The organism is Brevibacterium sp. BRM-1, from assembly GCF_026802075.1.
Lineage (GTDB): Bacteria > Actinomycetota > Actinomycetes > Actinomycetales > Brevibacteriaceae > Brevibacterium > Brevibacterium rongguiense.
Genome location: NZ_CP113788.1, coordinates 2,458,992 through 2,477,994 on the forward strand (window position 1 = coordinate 2,458,992; position 19,003 = coordinate 2,477,994).

18 protein-coding genes are annotated in these 19,003 nt (G+C 73.0%); 6 read left to right on the forward strand and 12 right to left on the reverse strand.

Features of this window, described 5'->3' with window-relative positions; translation table 11 throughout:
- Positions 1–76: 76 nt before the first annotated feature.
- A complete protein-coding gene (locus BRM1_RS10825) occupies positions 77–1,198 on the reverse strand; it encodes a magnesium and cobalt transport protein CorA (protein WP_268525831.1) in 1,122 nt (373 codons plus the stop codon).
- 102 nt (positions 1,199–1,300) lie between these two features.
- Here BRM1_RS10825 and BRM1_RS10830 point away from each other — a divergent pair, with 102 nt between their 5' ends.
- Positions 1,301–1,813, forward strand: coding sequence for an isochorismatase family protein (locus BRM1_RS10830; RefSeq protein ID WP_268525833.1), 513 nt, complete (start codon positions 1,301–1,303; stop codon positions 1,811–1,813).
- 15 nt (positions 1,814–1,828) lie between these two features.
- Here BRM1_RS10830 and ykgO read toward each other — a convergent pair whose 3' ends face one another.
- The 4 genes from ykgO to BRM1_RS10850 form a co-directional block, all read right to left on the reverse strand.
- Positions 1,829–1,951, reverse strand: coding sequence for a type B 50S ribosomal protein L36 (gene ykgO / locus BRM1_RS10835; RefSeq protein ID WP_160953684.1), 123 nt, complete (start codon positions 1,949–1,951; stop codon positions 1,829–1,831).
- 227 nt (positions 1,952–2,178) lie between these two features.
- The gene (locus tag BRM1_RS10840) at positions 2,179–3,192 is read right to left on the reverse strand and encodes a glycine betaine ABC transporter substrate-binding protein (RefSeq protein ID WP_160953683.1); all 1,014 of its coding nucleotides are present in this window, start codon (positions 3,190–3,192) and stop codon (positions 2,179–2,181) included.
- A 38-nt stretch (positions 3,193–3,230) separates the two neighbouring features.
- Positions 3,231–4,097: an ABC transporter permease gene (locus BRM1_RS10845; RefSeq protein WP_160953682.1), complete on the reverse strand. Its 867-nt coding sequence runs from the start codon at positions 4,095–4,097 to the stop codon at positions 3,231–3,233.
- Positions 4,094–5,350, reverse strand: coding sequence for a quaternary amine ABC transporter ATP-binding protein (locus tag BRM1_RS10850; RefSeq protein ID WP_268525838.1), 1,257 nt, complete (start codon positions 5,348–5,350; stop codon positions 4,094–4,096). The genes BRM1_RS10845 and BRM1_RS10850 overlap by 4 nt, the downstream gene beginning before the upstream one ends.
- 440 nt (positions 5,351–5,790) lie before the next feature.
- Between BRM1_RS10850 and BRM1_RS10855 the strand changes: the two genes are divergently transcribed.
- A complete protein-coding gene (locus BRM1_RS10855; protein WP_268525840.1) occupies positions 5,791–6,702 on the forward strand; it encodes a type I 3-dehydroquinate dehydratase in 912 nt (303 codons plus the stop codon).
- 211 nt (positions 6,703–6,913) lie between these two features.
- Here the strand turns inward: BRM1_RS10855 and BRM1_RS10860 are convergent, their stop codons facing one another.
- From BRM1_RS10860 to BRM1_RS10870, 3 genes are all read right to left on the reverse strand, one after another.
- Positions 6,914–7,216, reverse strand: coding sequence for a DUF4235 domain-containing protein (locus BRM1_RS10860; protein WP_160953679.1), 303 nt, complete (start codon positions 7,214–7,216; stop codon positions 6,914–6,916).
- Positions 7,217–7,329: 113 nt separating this feature from the next.
- Positions 7,330–8,217, reverse strand: coding sequence for an aminodeoxychorismate lyase (locus tag BRM1_RS10865; RefSeq protein WP_268525844.1), 888 nt, complete (start codon positions 8,215–8,217; stop codon positions 7,330–7,332).
- A gap of 87 nt (positions 8,218–8,304) precedes the next feature.
- A complete protein-coding gene (locus tag BRM1_RS10870; protein ID WP_268525846.1) occupies positions 8,305–9,405 on the reverse strand; it encodes a VIT1/CCC1 transporter family protein in 1,101 nt (366 codons plus the stop codon).
- Between the two features lie 102 nt (positions 9,406–9,507).
- Here BRM1_RS10870 and BRM1_RS10875 point away from each other — a divergent pair, with 102 nt between their 5' ends.
- On the forward strand, positions 9,508–10,302 hold the full coding sequence (locus BRM1_RS10875) for a hypothetical protein (protein ID WP_160953676.1): 795 nt from the start codon (positions 9,508–9,510) through the stop codon (positions 10,300–10,302).
- A 98-nt stretch (positions 10,303–10,400) separates the two neighbouring features.
- Here the strand turns inward: BRM1_RS10875 and BRM1_RS10880 are convergent, their stop codons facing one another.
- A complete protein-coding gene (locus BRM1_RS10880; protein ID WP_268525850.1) occupies positions 10,401–11,297 on the reverse strand; it encodes an aldose epimerase family protein in 897 nt (298 codons plus the stop codon).
- Between the two features lie 277 nt (positions 11,298–11,574).
- Between BRM1_RS10880 and BRM1_RS10885 the strand changes: the two genes are divergently transcribed.
- Positions 11,575–12,492, forward strand: coding sequence for a cation diffusion facilitator family transporter (locus BRM1_RS10885; RefSeq protein ID WP_160953674.1), 918 nt, complete (start codon positions 11,575–11,577; stop codon positions 12,490–12,492).
- 329 nt (positions 12,493–12,821) lie between these two features.
- On the opposite strand, the gene mmuM is transcribed toward BRM1_RS10885, so the two are convergent.
- Genes mmuM through BRM1_RS10900 form a run of 3 tightly spaced genes read right to left on the reverse strand, consistent with a single transcriptional unit; the run spans position 12,822 to position 16,157 of the window.
- On the reverse strand, positions 12,822–13,811 hold the full coding sequence (gene mmuM / locus BRM1_RS10890; protein ID WP_160954305.1) for a homocysteine S-methyltransferase: 990 nt from the start codon (positions 13,809–13,811) through the stop codon (positions 12,822–12,824).
- Positions 13,811–14,938, reverse strand: coding sequence for an o-succinylbenzoate synthase (menC, locus tag BRM1_RS10895; RefSeq protein ID WP_268525854.1), 1,128 nt, complete (start codon positions 14,936–14,938; stop codon positions 13,811–13,813). The genes mmuM and menC overlap by 1 nt, the downstream gene beginning before the upstream one ends.
- 46 nt (positions 14,939–14,984) lie before the next feature.
- On the reverse strand, positions 14,985–16,157 hold the full coding sequence (locus tag BRM1_RS10900; RefSeq protein WP_268525856.1) for a M20 family metallopeptidase: 1,173 nt from the start codon (positions 16,155–16,157) through the stop codon (positions 14,985–14,987).
- Positions 16,158–16,214: 57 nt separating this feature from the next.
- On the opposite strand from BRM1_RS10900, the gene BRM1_RS10905 reads away from it, so the two are divergent.
- Both BRM1_RS10905 and BRM1_RS10910 read left to right on the forward strand, forming a co-directional pair.
- Complete coding sequence (locus tag BRM1_RS10905; protein ID WP_268525859.1) at positions 16,215–17,711, forward strand: glutamate--cysteine ligase; 1,497 nt, start codon at positions 16,215–16,217, stop codon at positions 17,709–17,711.
- A gap of 72 nt (positions 17,712–17,783) precedes the next feature.
- Positions 17,784–18,479 (forward strand): YczE/YyaS/YitT family protein, encoded by a 696-nt coding sequence (locus BRM1_RS10910; protein WP_160954302.1) that lies wholly within the window; start codon positions 17,784–17,786, stop codon positions 18,477–18,479.
- Positions 18,480–19,003: the final 524 nt, after the last annotated feature.

The window sequence follows — 19,003 nt, forward strand, 5'->3', positions numbered from 1 at the left end:
GGGCATCGCCGGTGGCCGCGCGGTCCGTCTCAGGCCGCCGCCGCCCGCGGTCTGGGCGCGGCGGAGCTCGGCCGGCTCAGAGCCAGCCGACCTTCTTGAAGATCCGCCACAGCACGGCGCAGCCGGCCACCATGAGCGCGATCGCGAACGGGTAGCCCAGCGCCCAGTGCAGCTCCGGCATGTGCTCGAAGTTCATGCCGTACGTGCCCGCGACCAGGCTGGGGAAGAAGAGCATGGCGGCCCACGCGGAGATCTTCTTCATCTGCTCGTTCTGCTGGATGGACAGCTCGTTCATCCGCCGCATGTCCTCGTTCTGCTGCTCGGAGATCATCGTCGCGTTGACGGTGAAGATCTCGCGCAGCAGGGAGCGCAGCCGCTCGAGGTGCTCGGCGGAGGCCCGGACGTGGTCGGCGACGTCGCGCATGCCGCGCATGAGCTCGTCCGGGGCGCCCTGCTCCTTGAGCGTCGCGAACAGCGCGGCCATGAGGTCGGTGAGCGGGGAGACGGCGCGCTCGACCTCGATGATCCCGCGCGAGAGCTGGAAGACGTCCTTCGAGCGCGCCGGGGTGCCGGTGAAGATCTGCTCCTCCAGGCTGTCGGAGAAGTCCTCGAGCATGCGGATGATCGGCCCGTAGCAGTCCACGACGTGGTCGAGGAGCCGGTAGAGCGCGGAGAACTGCGGAAATGCCGCGAAGCGGGGATCGGCCTCGAACGCGTCGCGGACCTTCGCATCGTCGTCCCGGGGCGAGTGGCGGATGACGATGAGGAAGCGGTCGCCGATGAACGCGTGCGTCTCCCCGACCTCGACGGAGAAGTCCGGCCGGGCCGGGTCCTCGCCGTCGGCCGGGCGCTTGTTGATGGTGAGGGCGGCGGGCCGCAGCACCATGAAGTCCGTGGCCCCGTAGCGTTCGAACTTGGGCCGCTGGTGGGCCTCGATCGCGTCCTCGACCGCCAGTGGGTGGAGCCCGAACCGGGAGGCGAGCTCATCGAGGTCCTCGTGGGAGGGCTGGAGGAGGTCGATCCAGAGGAACGCGTGCGAATCGGGGTGCACCAGGGCGGCGTCGAACGCATCGGCGGCGGCGTCGATCGACTTCATGTCCGCAGCCACCGTGCTGCCGTCGTAGAGCACGAACATGTCCGCGTGGCCCATGATGCGGTCCGGCGCGCTGTGGCGGTACGGGTAGCGCGGGTGTGCCATGGGTCCCCTCCTGGTGAGCGGCGTACGGTGGGGCGCGCGAACGGCGCGGGCCGGCCCGGTCGGGCACGCGGGCCCGGGTGAGCCCTGTGCCATGCTAAGCCCATGGATGCGCTCGTCTTCGTCAACGCCCACGCCGCGGCGGCCGCCGCCGAACCGCTCGCCCTGCTGCTGCGCCGCGCCCGGACCGCGCAGGGCGTCGTCGTCTTCGCCACCGCCCCCGCCCAGGAGCCCGCGGTGCCCGCGCCGGGGGAGGACGCGGGCGCCCCCGCGGGCCAGGGCGAGGCGGCTGCCGCGCCCGAGGCGCCCCGCGCCTCGGCGTCGCCCGGCCCCGAGGACCTGGTGCTGGCCTCCCCGGTGGCCGATGCGTTCGACGGTGTCGAGGACCTGGCCCCCGGCCTCGAGGAGATGGGCATCGACAGGATCGTGCTGGCGGGCGCCGACGAGGGCGGGGCGCTGCGCGAGACCGCCCTGGCCGCGCTCACCCTGGGCTTCGACCTGGTGCTCGTCTCCGATGCGTGCACCGCCCCGGAGGGCGGGTCCGTGGCGTGGCTGGGCGAGGCCGAGGAGCTCGGCGCCCTCCTGCGGCCGGCGCGCGAGGCCTGGCTGCGGATGTGAGCGCCGCGCTCGCGCTCAGCCCTGGCGGGCCTTGTAGCGCGGGTTCTTCTTGTTGATGACGTAGGTCCGGCCGCGCCGGCGCACCACCTGGGCGCCGGGCATGTTCTTCAGCGACCGCAGCGAGTTCCTCACCTGCATGCTCTTCTCCTTCAGTGCCGGCCGCACCGGTCTGCGCGGCCTGGTGGCACCGAGGCTAGGACGGCGGGCACGGCATCGACCAATGCGCATGCGGGCATGGGCGCGCGCCGCTGGAGCGTGCGTCAGCGCGCAACGGGAACGGCAGACGCCGCAGGGGCGGCCTGCTGCGGATGCAGCGGCCGCCCCTGCGCGCGGGACGCGGCCGAGCCAACGGGCTCGGCGCTCGCTCACTTGCTCTCGGCGAGCTTGCCGGCCTCCCAGTCCTTGAGGAAGTCCGGGTTGTCCTTGACCCACTCGTCGACGGCCTTGTCGTTCTGCTTGCCGGCGTACTTCGAGTCGGAGAACATGACGTTCTCCAGGCTCGAGAGGTTCTTGTCGTCGAGCACGAGGTTCTTCAGCAGCTGCGCGACCTTGGGGTTGGAGTCGGCGAAGCCCTTCTTCGAGAAGTTGTAGATCACCTCGGCCTTGCCCATGGTGCCCTTGGGGTCCTCGAGGTCGCGCACGGGGAACGCGGCGTAGGCCCAGTGCGGGCGCCACAGCGTGACGGCGACGTCCTTGTTGGCGCTTGTGGACTTCTTCAGCTGCGCGAGCATCGCCGGGGTGGACGAGACCTTGAGGTTCATATCGGACAGGTCGTAGTCCTTGACGGCGGCCTTCGCGGCCTTCGTCAGGCCGGCACCGGCCTCGATGCCGTAGATCGTGTTGCCGTACTCGCCGCCCATGGACTTGAGGTCCTCGATGGTCTTGGCCTTCGAGTCCTTGTTCACCGCGATCGTGAGCTTGGCGTTGTTGTACCAGCAGCCCTGTGCATCGAGCTTGTCGCCGTACTTCTTGATGTAGTCGGCGTGGGTCTGCGGCAGCCAGCCGTCCATGAGGAAGTCCACGTCGCCGTTGGCCACCGCGGTGTAGCCGGGGGCCGCGTCGAAGTTCTTGATCTCCACGGTGTAGCCCTTGTCCGTGAGGGCCTTCTTCATGAGGTGCGCGGCGGCGAACGACTCGTCCCAGCCGTTGAAGGCGCCGATCGTGAGCTTCTTGTTGTCGTCGTCCTGCTCCGAGGACACGTCCTTGGAGTCCGTGCCGGGCGTGCAGTCCGCCCAGTCCTGCGAGTCGCCGGAGCTGGACGAGTCGTCGCTCGAACCAGAGCCGGAATCGCCGCCGGAGTTCGATGCGCCGCAGGCGCTGAGGGCGAGGACGGAAGCGGCGAGTGCTGCGCCGGTCTTCGTCAGAGTGCGGAACTTCATGGTCTCTCCTTCTGTTTGCGGTGGTCTGTGAGTGCGGGTCAGCGCCCGGCGCGGGCCCCGGGGCCCTTGCTGCCGAGGGCTGCGGTCACGCGGTCCAGGAAGATGGCGAGGATGACGACCGCGAGGCCGGCCTCGATGCCCAGGCCCACGTCGAGCGAGCCGATCGACTCGATGACGGCGCCGCCCAGGCCCTCCGCACCGGCCATGCCGGCGAGGACGACCATGGACAGGGCGAGCATGATGACCTGGTTGATGCCGGCCATGATCGTCTGCAGCGCCAGCGGCAGCTGGACGCGGAAGAGGATGTGCGAGGGCGAGGCGCCGAACGCCTGCGCGGCCTCGACGACCTCGCCGTCGACCTGGCGGATGGCGAGCTCGGTGAAGCGCACACCGGGGGGCAGCGCGAAGATGATCGTCGCGATGGCGCCGGGCACCTGGCCCACGGAGAAGATGACGATCGCGGGGACCAGGTAGGCCAGCGCCGGCATCGACTGCATGAAGTCGAGGATGGGCCGCACGATGCGCGAGACCGCCCGGGACTTCGCCGCCCACACGCCCAGCGGCAGTGCGATGACGAGCGCGATGACGACCGCGACGAGCACGAGCGCAAGCGTCGACATCGCGTTGTCCCACTGGTCGAGGGCGCGGATGATGTAGAAGCCGATGAACGTGAACAGCGCGAGCTTCCAGCCGCGGCGCACGCCCACCGCCAGCCACGCGAGCGCGGCGAAGACGAAGAGCATGACGATGAACAGCGGCCCGGAGAGCACGGCGAACAGCCCCGTGTACATGCCCTGCAGGACGAGGCTGACGAAGTCGAGCAGCCAGGAGAACGCTGACTGGAACCAGGTGATGAAATCATCGGCCCACTCGCCCAGCGGGATGCGCGGATTCAGCGGGTTCATGCGCGGGCCTCCTCATCGCGGGTACCGGCGGTGTCCTCGCCCAGCTCGGTCACGCTGGGCAGCTCTCCCGTGTGCGGCGAGGTGCTCGCCATGGAGGTGAGCAGGTTGACGCGGGGCACCACGCCCACGAGCCGCCCCTCGTCGTCGACGACGCACAGCGGCACCGGCGAGGCGGTGCTCGGCGCGAACAGGTCGGCCACCGGGGTGTCGGGGCTGACGGTGACGAGGCCCTCCGTGCGGATGGCGCCCGTGAGGTCCTTCGCCCCGGCGTGCGAGGCGTCGACGGCGTCCTGGTCCGTGATGATGCCCAGCAGCCGCTGGTTGCGGTCCGTCACGAGGAGGCCGGAGGTGCTGTGCTCCTGCATGGCCTTGATCGCCACGCGCGGCCCGGAGCCGGACATGATGACGTTGTCCGTGGTCCGCATGACGGAGGCGGCGGTGAGCACGCGGGCGCGGTCGACGTCCTGGACGAACGAGGCGACGTAGTCGTCGGCGGGGTGGGTGAGGATCTCCTCGGCGGTGCCGATCTGGATGATCCGCCCGTCGCGCATGACCGCGATCCGGTCGCCCAGGTACATGGCCTCGTTGAGGTCGTGGGTGATGAAGACGATCGTCTTGCCGAGCTCCTGCTGGAGCTCGATGAGCTGCTCCTGCATCTCCCGGCGGATGAGCGGGTCGAGGGCGGAGAAGGCCTCGTCCATGAGGAGGATGTCCGTCTCCGCGGCCAGCGCCCGGGCCAGGCCCACGCGCTGCTGCATGCCGCCGGAGAGCTGGCTGGGGTACTTGTCGCCCCAGCCGTCGAGGCCGACGGTCGTCAGCCAGTGGTCGGCCCGCTCGAGGCGCTTGGCGCGGTCGACGCCCTGGATCTCGAGGCCGTAGGCGGCGTTCTCGCGCACCGTGCGGTGCGGCATGAGCGCGAAGTGCTGGAAGACCATGGAGATGTTCTCGCGGCGGACCCGGCGCAGATCGCCCGCGTTGAGCGCGGAGATGTCCTTGCCCGCGATCTCGACCGAGCCGGCCGAGGGCGCCCACAGGCCGTTGATCATGCGGATGAGCGTCGACTTGCCCGAGCCGGACAGGCCCATGACGACGAAGATCTCGCCGCGCTCGACCTCGAAGGAGGCGTCGATGACGGCGGCGGTTCCCAGCTTCGCGAGGTCCTTGCGGTCCTCACCGGCCTCGAGGCGCTTGACGACCTCGGCCTCGCGCCTGCCGAACACCTTGTACAGGTGCGATGCACGGACAACGGCCACGTGTGTTCCCTTCTGTCGGCGGGGCGCCGTGCAAGCGGGCGCGGCCGCGTCGCGGGTTCAACCGGTGGCGGCGGCGCGGCCGCAACGCGGCCCCGGGGGACCGCGGCGGGCTCGCGGGCGCTGGTCATTCGCTAGCTACCATAGTCCAGCGGTGCGACGGCGCCCCCGCGAACGGCGTTCAGGCGGCCGCACGGGCCCCGTGGGCGGTGCGTCCGCGGCCCCGGCTGACCAGTGGATAAGCGGGATGTGACGGGAGTTACGCGATCGTTACCCACGAGTGCGCGGAAAACGGCTTTCGGACCGCCAGGCCGCCTCCCCGGTGGTGCGGCTCAGGCGCGGGCCGGGCGAGGTGCCGACGCCGGAGGTGCGCAGTGGCGGGGCAGGCGCCTGAGCGCCGCCGAGGCCGCGGCGGGCTTCGGCCGGGCGGCTACGCTGAGCGCATGCGCCCTCTGCCCTTCGCCGGCCGGTCCGGCCGGCCGGCGATCATCGCCCCCCTTCAGCCGCGCTCCATCGACGAGCTCGCGGCGCTGCTGCCGGGCCTCGAGGCGGCCGCGGAGGCAGACGCGCTCGAATGGCGCCTCGACGCCCTCGCTGCGCTGCGGCTGGGCGGAGCAGTGGGTGGTCCCGAGCGCCGGGCCGTCGAGCAGGGCGGGCCTCAGTCGCACACGGTCGAGCCGCACACGGCCGAGGCGCCCGCCTCCGAACCGCATGAGCCGCGGGCGGGCGATGAGGGGGCTTCGCGCAGCGCCGCCCTCGAGGCGGCCTCGGCCGGGCTGGCCCTCCTCCGCGAGCGCTGCGAGCTGCCCGTCATGCTCACGGTGCGCACCCACTCCGAGGGCGGCATGGCGCAGCTGGGCGACGCCGCCTACGCACTGCTCGTCGAGGGGCTCCTGGCGCTCGGCCCGGACGCCGTGGACATCGAGTTCCGGCGCGCCGATGCGGCGCGGCTGCTCGCCCGAGCGCGGGAGGCCGGCGTCGGGGGAGTCGCCTCATTCCACGACTTCGCCCGCACCCCGCCGGCCGAGCGGCTGGTGGAGCTGTGCGCGGCGATGGAGGGCGCCGGCGCGGACGTCGCGAAGTTCGCGGTCATGCCGCGCAGCCGCTCCGACGTGCTCGCCGTGCTCGCCGCCCTCGACCGGGCGCGCACGCGGGTGGGGGTGCCCGTCATCGGCATCTCCATGGGCGAGCTGGGCCGGGCGACGCGCCTCATCGGCGGCGACTTCGGCTCCGCCGCCACGTTCGCGGCGCTCGCCGGCGCCTCCGCCCCCGGTCAGCTGAGCGCTGCGCAGGTGGGCGCGGTCCTCGACATCCTGGGCGGGGCCGAGTCCCCCGCCGCGCCGCCGTCCGACTGAGCCGGCCGTCCGACTGAGCCGGCCGTCCGACTGAGCCGGCCGTCCGACTGAGCCCGGTCCTCCGGCTGGGGCCGGCCTCCAACCGTTCGCCCGGGCCCGGCTGAGCCAGCCGCGCCGCCGTCCGACTGAGCCCGGCCGCCCGACCGAGCGCGGACAGCGCGCGGGGGCGGCCGCACCGCAGTGCGACCGCCCCCCGCGGGTCCGACTGGGATCAGACGGCGCCGGTCTCGTTGGCGTCGGCGCGCAGCTTCTTCGGCAGCGCCTGATCGCCCCACCGCGAGCGCACGGTCTGGATGGCGTAGCGCTCCACGACGAGCTGCACGACCGCCACGCCCACGCCGGAGACGATCGTCCAGGCCAGCGCCTCGGCCAGGCCCGTGTCCTCGTCGCCGGGGTTGACCGGCACCGGCTTGTCCATCGACTTCTCCCACACGAGCGTGAGGGCCTTGCGCGCGGCGAGCGCGGCCAGGGCGCCGCCGCCGGCACCCAGAATCTTCCAGGCGATCTTTCCCATGAGTCTCTCCTTCAGCGCGGGTGCGGTGGAATCGGTCCGCCCCCAGGCTAGCGCCTAGCGCGGGCGGTCGGGGAACGCAGGCGGGCACCACCGCGCCCCGCCCCGGCGGCCGGTCAGCTGCTCGCGAGCACCCAGCCGTGCATGCGCTCGGTGAACCCGGCGTCGTGAGCCAGCTCCGTGTCGTCGAACGCGATGATCGGCACGGCCATGCGGACGGAGGAGACCATCCACGCGGCGTCGGCCGCCGCGACGTCCTGCGCGCTCAGGTCCTGGTAGGAGCACAGGAAGCCGGCCTCGGCGGCGCGTTCGAAGAGGGTGCGCTGGGTGGTGCCGTGGAGCAGCCCGGCCTTGGGATCGGGTGTGATGAGCTCGTCGCCGCGGCGGATGATGAGGTTGGAGCTCGGCCCCTCGAGCGCGATCCCGTCGTGGGAGAAGTAGAGGACCTCATCGGCCCCATTGGCCTGCGCCCAGCGGCCCGAGGCCATGTTCGTGGCATACGACAGCGTCTTCGCGCCGATGAGCGCCCAGGGCGCGGACTGGCCGAAGTAGGCCTCGTAGCCGCGGTCGGCGCCGAGCACGCGCACGCCCTCCCGGCGCTGCCGGGGGTACTTCTCCTCGATGGGGATGGTGAGCACCCAGCCCACGGGCCGGTCGAGGCCGCGGGAGAGGGCGTAGCGCACGGAGAACAGCTCGATGTCCGGGTTCGCCGCGGCGAAGTCCGCGCTCGCCGCGTCCAGGGCGGCGTCCCAGACCTCCGGGTCCGGGGCCGGCAGGTCGAGCATCCGGGCCGACTGGCCGAACCGCTCGAGGTGCGCGGCGCGGGCGTGGGCCTGGGGACCGCGGCCGTCCGCGTTGCTCACGAGCACCGTCTCGAAGATCCCGTCGCCGCGGTGCGGGGCGAGGTCGTCGACCCGCAGCTGTGGGGCCAGGGGGTCGGCGCGCTCCCAGGTCCCGGCCTCCGGGTCGAGGAGGACGAGTGTGTGTGCGATCTCAGCAGCCATGCGGCACATTCAACCACCGCCGGGGCGCTGAGCCGAGCCCGTGCCGACTCGTGGACTCCTCGCGGGCGGCGGCCGCGCGGGCGCGTCTCAGCCGGCGCTCGCCCCGAACAGCAGTCCCAGCGCGTACGTGATCCCCGCGGCCCCGAAGCCGATCGCCAGCTGGCGCAGCGCGCGCGGCAGGGGCGCCCGGCCGGACAGGATGCCCACAATGCCACCGGTGACGAGGAGCGCAAGGCCTACGAGGCCGGCTGCGAGCACGATGGCCGTGAGGCCGGTCGCGCCGAGCAGGTAGGGCAGGATCGGGATGACCGCGCCGGAGGCGAAGAAGCAGAACGAGGCCGCCGCCGCGCCCAGGCCCGTGCCGAGCTCCTCGTGGTCGGAGGACTGCATGGACGAGGGGAGGAAGGTCACGGCGGCGCGGGCCTGGGACTTGCGGATGGCGGTCTCCGCGGCCCGCGCGGCCTCCTCGGCCGTCATGCCGCGGGCGCGGAAGACGAGGGCGAGCTCGTTGGCGTCGATGTTGAGGGCGGGCAGGACCTCGGTCGAGGCGGGGTCCGGCTCCGAGGCGTCGAGCAGCTCGCGCTGGGAGCGCACGGAGACGAACTCGCCGGCGCCCATGGACAGGGCGCCGGCCAGCAGTCCGGAGATGCCGGTGAGGAGCACCTGGTGGGGGGCGAGCCCGGCGGCGCCCACGCCCAGCACCAGGGCGAGGTTGGAGACCAGGCCGTCGTTGGCGCCGAACACGGCCGCACGGAAGTTGCCCGACAGCCGCGAGCGGGACTTCGCCGCCAGTGCCCGGATGACCTCGGCGTGGACCTTCTCGTCGGCCGCCATCTCGTCGGAGGCGAACGAGTCCGAGTCGTACGGCGACTTCGCCTCCGCCTGCTGGGCGAGGGCGAGGACGAAGATCGAGCCGAAGACCCGGCCGAGCGCCGCGAGCACGAGCACCCCGAGCGCGGGCATCCGCCGCCGCCCGGCGTGCTTCCCGAGCAGGCCGATCCAGTGCTGCTGGTGGCGCCGCTCGGCATCGGCCAGCGACAGCAGGATGTCGCGGTCCTCGCCGCGGCGGCGCTGGGCCAGGCGCCGGTAGACCTGCTCCTCCATGCGCTCGTTGGCGAGGTGGCGCTGCCACTGCCGGATGAGGGCGGGGGAGGGCGCGGCCGTGTGCGGCGGGGCGTCGAAGGGCATGTCTCCACCCTAGGAAAGCCGAGCGCAGGTTTCAATGCTTGCGCAACTGCTTAAGTGTCATTGCGATGTGAGATGCGCCGCGATCGTGCATAGCATCGGACCATGATCGCCCTGCGCCCCGCCGCGCGCCGCCCGGCCCTGTGGACCGTCGGCGTTCTCGCGGCGGCGCTGCTCGTGGCGGTCGCCGCGCTCACGGTGGGCACGCTCAGCGCCCCCAAGCCCCGCGGGGCACCCGTGCCGCCGCCCCCCACAGCCGCGCACTCCGCCGTCCCGGAGCCCGGGAACATCGCGGGCAGCTGGGCGCCGGCGCGCGGGTCCGAGGTGGCCGTGCGGATCGTGGAGCTGGACGGCGCCCGGGGGTGGACCGTCGTCGCGCGCACCGCGGTCCTCGCCGGTCGTCTGGAGGTGGCGGGCACGCGGCTGACGGCGGGGGACCTGCGCATCGACCTGTCCGGGCTGGGAGAGCCCGTGGCCGCCGATGGCGGGCCTCCGGGGACCGGGGCAGCCGGCACCTCGGCCGCGGACGGCGCCCGCACCTCGGCGGCGGAGCCGGACCCCGCCGCGGCCCGCGCGCTGCTGGCCGAGCTGCGCCGCCAGCGCAGCGCCGACTTCGCCATCGCCGAGGCCACCGAGCTGCCCGACGTGGCCGCCCGCGGCAGCGCGGACGTCAACCTGCCCGGCGAGGTGACGATCAACGGGCTGGCCGCGCGCATGTCCGCCGATTCGCTCGTGGTCCGCAGCCGGGGCGCGCTGTTCATCACCGGCTCCGCCGAGGTGGCCTGGGCCGACTACGACATCCCGGTGCCGCTGGGCGAGGGGGCAGGGCGCGGTGGGGAGCGGCCGCTCGTCCAGCCGAAAGGGCGGTTGGACTTCTCGCTGCGCCTCGAGCGCGCCTGAGCGCCCCAGGCTGAGCAGCCCCTCAGCCGATCCCCCTCAACCGGAGCGGCCCCAGGCCGAGGGCGTCTGAGCGCAGCGGGCCTCGGGCTCAGCGGCCCTCAGGCGGAGTACGCGGCCGCCAGCTCCTCGCCCGGCCGCAGCGGCTGGCCGAGGCGCGCGGGCTCCACGCACACGAAGCCGCGGTGGGCATGTTCGGTGGTGTCCCCCAGGGGCCCTCCGGGGTTCCACAGGACGACATCCGAGCACGCGGCTGCGATCGTCGCGCAGTCGCGCTCGCCCGCGGCCACGGCCAGTCGGATGTCCTGGATGCCACCGGGCAGCGCCAGCGCCGCGTCGATCCCGGCGGCCGGGAAGGCGAAGGCCCCGGGCTCGGCGGCATTCCGCGCCGCGGCCGGGATCTGCGTGCCCGCCGGCAGTCCGCGCACCCGTGTGGCACCGGCCTCCGGCGTGCGCAGGTAGCTGTGCAGGGCGGCGGTCACGGGCGGGCCCGCGGCCGGGTCGCCCAGGTGGGTGAGGGCCACCCACAGCTCCGAGCCCAGCTCGATGCGGACCTGGGCGCTGGCGCCACCGGGCTCGGCCAGGCGCAGCGTAAGCCCGGCGGCGCCGGCGTCGGCATCCGCGGCGGCGAGCTCCCAGTCGCGGATCCGGCCCCAGCCGTGCTGCGGTTGGGCCGCGGGGCCGAACCACGGCCAGCACACGGGGATTCCGCCGCGGATGGGCCGCGAGCGATCGAACGGCGCGAGCGCCGAGGTGAAGAGCACCTCCCGGCCCGCCGCGGTCCGGTAGGCGAGGACCTGCGCGCCGAATCGGCTGACGATCGCACAGGCGTCCTGCGCGTGCAGCGCGTAGACCTCGAGTGCATCCAGGCGCGCACGGGTGATGCTTGCCCCGCCGCCCGCGGGGGAGTGCAGGGGCGCGTGATCGAGGGCCAGGAAGTCGGCGGTCTCCAGGGCGGACGCCGTGCGCGGCCCGGTGCGCCGGTCGGGGTGATCCATCCGCCCAGTCTCCGCGGGGTTGCTGGCAGAGCGCTGGCAGGGGGAGGCCCAGGGCTGCCGACGGGGCGCCAGGACGCCAGTCGGCGGGGCTGCGCGTGACTGCCTACTCGTAACTGCCGGTGGGGACGCGAGACGCGGGTGCGGGCGGGAGTGGGGGAGCGCGGCCGGGGGCTGTGGTCCGGGCAACAGCGCCGGGGCCGCGTATAAAAGTATGCTTATGCGCGAATGTGTGGGCGCGGCCGGCCGGTGGGCGCCCGGAGCGGAGGGGAGCCCGGCGATGGGCGCAGGACACGATCACGGCACCGCTGGGGTGCCCCGCGGGCGGCTGGCGGTCGTCTTCGGGCTCACCGCCGCCGTCTTCGCCGCCGAGGTCGTCGGCGCCCTTGCGACCGGCAGCCTCGCCCTGCTCACCGACGCAGGCCACATGCTCGTCGACGTCATCGGCCTGGGCGTCGCCCTGGGCGCCGCCCAGCTCATGCTCCGGCCGGCCGCAGGGAGCCGCACCTGGGGCCTCGCCCGGATCGAAGTGCTCGCGGCGGGCGCCCAGGCCGCCCTGCTGGCGCTTGTCGGCGTGTTCAGCATCGTCGAGGGGGTGCGCCGCCTGCTCTCCCCGCCCGAGGTCGCCGCGGGCGGGGTGCTCGTGTTCGGGGCGATCGGGCTGGCCGCGAACATCGCGGGCCTGTGCGTGCTCCTGGGGGCGCGCGGCTCCGGGCTCAGCGCGCGGGCCGCGTTCCTCGAGGTGTGCGCGGACGCCGCGGGCTCCGTGGCCGTCATCGCCGCGGCCGCCGTCATGGCGCTCACCGGCTGGCAGCGGGCCGATGCCGTGGCGGGCCTCGTCATCGGCGCGCTCATCCTGCCGCGCGCGTGGGCGATCCTGCGCGAGACCCTGGGGATCCTCCTCGAGCAGGCGCCCGCGGAGCTCGACCTCGACGAGGTGCGCACCCACATCGAATCCCGGCCCCACGTCGTGGGGGTCCACGACCTCCACGTCTCCCGGATCGGCTCACAGCTGCCGGTCCTCACCGCGCACGTGGCGCTGCAGGACGAGTGCTTCTTCGACGGCCACGTCCCGGAGATCCTCGGCGATGTGCAGCGCTGCCTGGCCACGCACTTCGACGTGCCCATCGAGCATGCGACCATTCAGTGCGAGCGCCGGCGCGACGCCGCCCACGAGGACCTCCCGCACACGCACTGAGACCCGCTGCTCACTCTGAGGCCCGCCGCCCCCTCTGAGGGTCGCCGGGTCCGCGTGGGGGACGGGTGCGCCCCGCACACGCGCTGAGGCCCGCCGCCCACTCCATGAGGACTGGGGTGGTCCGCGAGCGCTGTGAGATTCCGCGAGTGCTGGGGCCAGCCGCGCATGCGCTGGAGCCTGCCGCGCACGGCCTGGAGTCTGCCGCGCACGTGGGGGTCAGCCGGAGCCGGCTGCGACGCCCCGCGGGCGCTGCGGCCGCGCGCGCACTCGGCTGCCGCACCGCGCGCACGGCTCCGCCCAGGGTCAGCGGGGGAGCGCCGCCCGCGGCCTCAGGCCCGGCCGGTGCCCCGCGCGAGCGCCGCGATGATCTCCGGCGTGGTCCGGCAGCAGCCGCCCACCGCCGAGGCGCCCGCCGCGGCCCAGTCCCGGGCGGCGGCGGCGAATTCGGTCGGATCGGTCAGGGCGGCCGCGGTGGCCGGGGGCGCCCAGGTGCCGGTGGCGGCGTCGTAGGACTCCCCGGAGTTGGGGTAGGCCAGGCCGTGGCGGCCGGCGGCCGTGATGGCCCGCATCGCCGGCTCCACCTGGGAGGCCGCGCAGCAGTTGACCGCCACCGCGGCGGGCTGGGACACGGCGGTGTCGAGCGCGTCGAGTGCATCGGCCAGCGGCATGCCCTCCGCGATCCGCACGGGCGAGCCGCCCCCGCCGCCCTCGGGCCGCAGCGAGAAGCTCAGCCACCACTCGGCGTCCGGGTAGTCGGCCATGACGCGCGAGACCGCGAGGGCCTCGTCGGCGCGCGGGATCGTCTCGATGGCGAACAGCCGGGCGCCCGCCGCGTAGAGCGGTTCGATCCGCTCGCGGTGGAAGGCCTCGAGCTCGGCCGCTGCGGCCGGCCCGTCGAAGTCCGCGCCGTAGGCGCCCGTGTACTCCGAGCCGTCGGCCAGGTACGCTCCGAACGGGCCGATCGAGGCCGCCGCGAACGCCTCGGCCCCCGCGCGCCGCGCCTCCTGCGCCGCCCGGCTCGCCAGCTCCCACGAGCGCGCGAGCAGCTCCCGCGCCTCGGCGGCGGTGAACCCCGCGGCGGCCAGCCCCCGCGGGCTGGCCTGATAGGACACGGACTCGATGACCTGGGCGCCGGCGGCCGCATAGGCTGCGTGCATGCGCTCCACGAGCGCGGGGTCCTCGGCGAGCAGGCGGGCCGACCACAGCCCGCCGCCGATGTCGGCCCCGAGCGCCTCGAGCTGCGTGCCCGAGGCGCCGTCGAGCACGAGCGGCCGGCCCTCCGCCCGCGCCCGGTCCAGCGCCGCGGCGAAGGGTCCCATCAGGCGCGCTCCGGCTCGATGAGCAGGGTCTCCTCCGTGTACTTCTGCAGCCGGTCGGGATCGATCGTGACGCCGAAGCCGGGCCCGGCGGGCACATCGACGATGCCGTCGTGCATGACGATCTCCTCCGTGATGTCCTCGGCGAAGAAGCGGTTGGACCCGGAGATGTCACCGGGCAGCGTGAAGCCGGGCAGCGTGGCCATGGCGGCGTTCGCGGCCCGGCCCAGGCCCGTCTCCAGCATGCCGCCGTGCCACACGGCCACGCCGTTGGCGGCGCACAGGTCGTGGATCCGCTTGGCCTCGAGGTAGCCGCCCACCCGGCCGGGCTTGATGTTGATGACGTCGGCGGCGCCCAGCGCGATCGCGTCCGCGGCGGCCTCGGCGGAGACGATCGACTCGTCCAGGCACATGGGGGTGGACATCTGGGCGGCCAGCTGGGCGTGCTGGCGGATGTCCGCCTCGCCCAGGGGCTGCTCGATGAGGAGGAGCCCGTAGTCGTCGAGGCGCTTGAGGTGGGCGGCGTCGACGAGCGTGTAGGCGGCGTTCGCGTCCACCTGGAGGAGGAAGTCATCGCCGAACTCGCGGCGCACCGCGGCCACCGGCTCGATGTCGCGGCCGGGCTTGATCTTGAGCTTGATGCGGGCGTAGCCCTCGTCGAGGTAGCCGCCGACCGTCTCGATGAGCTCGCGGTCCGTGTTCTGGATGCCCACGGAGACCCCGGAGGGCACCGACTCGGCCACGCCGCCCAGGTAGTCGCGGAAGCTCAGGCCGCGCTGCTTGAGCTGGGCCTCGAGGGCGGCCATCTCCAGCGCGGACTTCGCCATGGGGAAGCCGATGACGTGGCGCAGGTGCCAGCCGATCGTCTCCGCCGTCAGCTCTCCGGCATCGAAGAGGATGGGCGCCAGCCAGTCGCGCGTGACCGCCATCCCCGCGTCGACGTACTCGGAGGAGTAGAGCGGGGCGACCATCGCCACGGATTCGCCCCAGCCCGTGATCGGCCCCTCGGGGGTGTCGAATTCCGCTTCGACCAGGTAGCAGTCCTTCTCCGTCTCCGTCATGAACGACGTGGCGAACGGGGTGACGAGCGGCATGGACAGACGGTGGAGTGTCACGCGGGTGAGCTTCATTGCTGGTCCTGTTCGTTGAGGGGCCGGGTGTGCCGTGCGGGGCTGGTCAGTCGTGCAGGCGGTCGGCGATGAGCGCGGCCAGCAGCGCGGTGCGGGGGGCGATGTGGTCGATGAGCGCGTGCTCGTGCTCGGCGTGGGCGCCATCGCCCACCGCGCCCATCCCATCGAGGGTGGGCACGCCGTCGCCGGCGGTGAAGTTGCCGTCGCTGCCGCCGCCCACGGCCACCGCCTCGGGTGCCTCGATGCCGAGCTCCCCGGCGAGGGCGACGGCGCGCTCGTAGAGCTCCTGGGCGGCTTCGCGCTCGAACGGCGGGCGGTTGATGCCGCCCTCGATCTCGAGTGCGGCGCCCTCCAGGTGCGGGGCGAGCCTGCGGATCGCGGCGTCCACGCGCTGCTGCTCCTCGGCGGACTCGGCGCGCACGTCGACGTGGAAGCGCGCCTCGGCGGGCACGGTGTTCGTCGTCGTGCCCCCGGACAGGGTCGTGGGGGTCACGGTGGTGCCGAGGTCCGGGTCGCCCAGCGCGGCGACGGCCGGGAGCTGGTGGGCGAGCTCGAGTCCCGCGTTGACGCCCTTCTCCGGCTCCAGGCCGGCGTGCGAGGCGCGCCCGCGGATGATGACGCTGTAGTCGGAGGTGCCCTTGCGCGCCACCTTGTAGGCGCCGGCGGCCGAGGCCTCCATGACGAACACGGCCCGCGCGCCGCGCGCCTCGTCGCGGATGAGCTGCGAGGACGTATTCGAGCCGACCTCCTCGTCCCCGGTCACGAGGATGGACAGGCCGGTGAGCGCCTCGGGCCCGGAGGCGTCGGCGAGGAGCTTGGCGGCGTGGATGCTCATGATCGCGCCGGTGAGCATGTCGAACGAACCCGGGCCGCGCAGCACCCCGTCCTCCGTGCTGAAGGGCAGGCGCTCGAGCGTGCCGTGGGGCCAGACGGTGTCCTGGTGGTTGACGAGCACGACGCGCGCGGGCCCGGAGCCGAAGCGCAGGCGCACGTGGGCGACCCCGTCGACCTCGACGATCTCGGCCTCGGCGCCCAGGCGCTCGGCCAGAAGGGCGGCGAAGTCCTGTGCGCCCTCGGCGACGGCCGCGTGATCGGACGAGGGGGTCTCGCGGGTGATGACCCGCTCGATGTCGGCGAGCATCTGCGGCAGGGCGTCCTGTGCGGCGGCGAGCAGCTCGGGGGCGGCACTCGGGGCGGAGGAGGAGCTGGGAGCGGACACGGAAATCCTTTCGTCGGCTTGGCTCCATCCTAGGCGCGGGTGTGGTTGGCTTGGCCCATGGGAGATGCAGTCTCGTCGCAGCGGTACACCCCGGAGCAGCGCACGCGCTATCGCGAGGGCCTCAACCAGGACCTGGAGACGTTCGACGCCTACCTCCAGGAGGCCGAGTTCGTCGACCACGGGACGATCGGCATGGAGCTCGAGCTCAACCTCGTCGACGAGGACATGCAGCCCAAGCTGTGCAACAAGCAGGTCATCGAGGCCGTAGACGACGGTGACTTCCAGTCGGAGATCGGCGCGTACAACTTCGAGCTCAACCACCCCGTGCTCTCGGTGGCCGGCGATGGGCTCGACCAGCTGCGCCAGGGCCTGACCACCCGCCTGGACAAGGCGGAGGCGGCCGCGGAGACCGCCGGGGCGCACGTCGCGATGATCGGCACGCTGCCCACCGTCACCCCCGAGCTGCTGCGCGATCCCAACTGGATCACCGACGAGAACCGCTACAAGGCGCTGAGCAACGCGATCGTCGAGGCGCGCGGCGAGCTCGTCCACATCGACATCGGCGACCGCGAGTTCTTCGAGGGCGACTTCGACGACGTCGCCCCTGAGTCCACCTGCACGTCCATGCAGCTCCACCTCCAGGTGGCGCCCAACCGGTTCGCGGTGGCGTGGAACGCCTCGCAGGCGATCGCCGGCGTGCAGGCGGCGCTGAGCGCGAACTCGCCGCTGTTCGTGGGCCGCAAGGTGTGGCACGAGAGCCGCATCCCCATCTTCGCCCAGTCGATCGACACCCGCACCCCGGAGCTCGTGGCCCAGGGCGTGCGCCCGCGCGTGTGGTTCGGCGAGCGGTGGATCACGAGCGCCTTCGACCTCTTCGAGGAGAACGTCCGCTACTTCCCGGCGGTGCTGCCCGAGTCCCGCGAGGCCTCCGGCACCCCGGAGATGCGCGGCGAGGCACCGGCGCTGCACTACCTCAACCTGCACAACGGCACGGTGTGGCGGTGGAACCGGCCCATCTACTCGCCGGGCCCCGAGGACGAGCCCGCGCACATCCGGGTCGAGAACCGCCTGCTGCCGGCGGGCCCCACGGTGGCGGACATGGTGGCCGATGCGGCGTTCTACTACGGCATGGTCCACTTCTTCATCGAGCAGAACCGCCCCGTGTGGTCGCGGCTGTCGTTCCAGGACGCGGAGCGCAACTTCTTCACCGGCGCCCGCTCCGGGATGTACTCGCGCATGGAGTGGCCGACGCTCGGCCACATCGACGTGGGCGAGCTGGTGCGCGGCCGGCTGCTGCCGCAGGCGCGCAAGGGCCTCGAGATGATCGGCGTGGACCCGGTGCTCATCGACGAGTCGTTGCACATCATCGACGAGCGCGCCCGCACCCGGCAGAACGGCGCCACCTGGCAGCTGCGCACGCTCAACGGCCTCAAGCCGCGGGTGACCGAGCCGGATTCACCGGAGCGCCGCGCCGCGCTCGTGCGCATGATGGAGCTCTACCGGGAGAACCAGGCCACAGGCCGGCCCGTCCACGAATGGCCGGTCACCGGCTGAGGCGCCGCACGGCTGCCGGCTGAGGCACAGCACCGCGCTGGGCCGGGGAGAGCGCAGGAGGGGAGCGACACCATGGCAGACCGACATCCGGGTTCGCTGGCGGCCCGCTCGCTCTACGCGCTCGCGGGCGTGGTGCTCATCGGCCTGGGGGCTGCGATCCTGCAGACCGGCGGGGTGGGCGTCGACCCGTACACCGCCCTCAACATCGGCGTCAGCGACCGGCTGGGCTGGACCCTGGGCGCCTACCAGCTGCTGAGCAACGCGGTCCTCTTCGTGCCGGTCCTCATCTGGGCCCGCTCCTACATCGGCATCGGCACGCTTGTGAACATGACGCTCACGGGCTTCTTCATCGAGCTCTTCGCCGCGCTGCTGCACCCGTATGCCGTGCCCGCGGGCGATGCGCACGGCGCCACCCTGTGCTTCGCGGTGGGCATCTGCGTCTTCGCGTTCGGCGCCAGTGCCTACATCTCCGCAGGAGTGGGCACCGCGCCCTACGATGCGATCGCGCCGATCATCGTCGAGCGGTCGGGCTGGAAGTACCAGCGGGTGCGGGTGACGCAGGATCTCCTCGTGCTCGTCGCCGCGCTTCTGGTCGGCGGGCCGGTGGGGGCGGGCACCATCATGACGGCGTTCTTCTGCGGGCCGCTCATCGCGTTCTTCTCCCGACACGTCAATGAGCCGGCGGTGGAGCGGATCGCCAGGGGCAGGGCGCGCACGCACGCGCACCCGGAGGCCGGCACACCGGCCGATCCCACGCAGCTGCTGTGAGGCCCGTGCCGTGGGGCGCCTGCCCCGAGGCACGGCCTCCGAGGCGCGGCGCCGGCTCGGGCGAGCGACGGGTCGGAGGATGGGCCGCGGAATGGGCCGAGGCGCCGGGTGAAGAAGATTCTCCGCGGGGACTTGCGCGCCCCGGCCGGTGCGTGTAGTGTCGTCTCTCGCTGCCTGACGCGGGAAACCGCCGGGGCAGCCGGATTTCGGTCCATCCTCCCAGTTCAGCCCCCGGGTTGATGTGGTGAGGGTCACGGCAGAGCGGCTTGCTTCGCAGTGAAGATCGGGTCTAAGCTAGGTGATTGTTCGCCTCGAGCAGCGCGACCGGCCCGCACGGGTCCGGTGGAGCGGAAGTCGGGGCACCCGGCATCCTTCTGTGGGTCTCGCACGCCGTGTGGGGCTCGGGTTGGTGTGCCTGTTCTTTGAGAACTCAATAGCGTATTCGTACATACAAGTCTTTCTGCGATGCCAGTATTTTTGTTGTATTGGCTGGCAGAAGTATTTAGTTATTTGATTGACGTAAC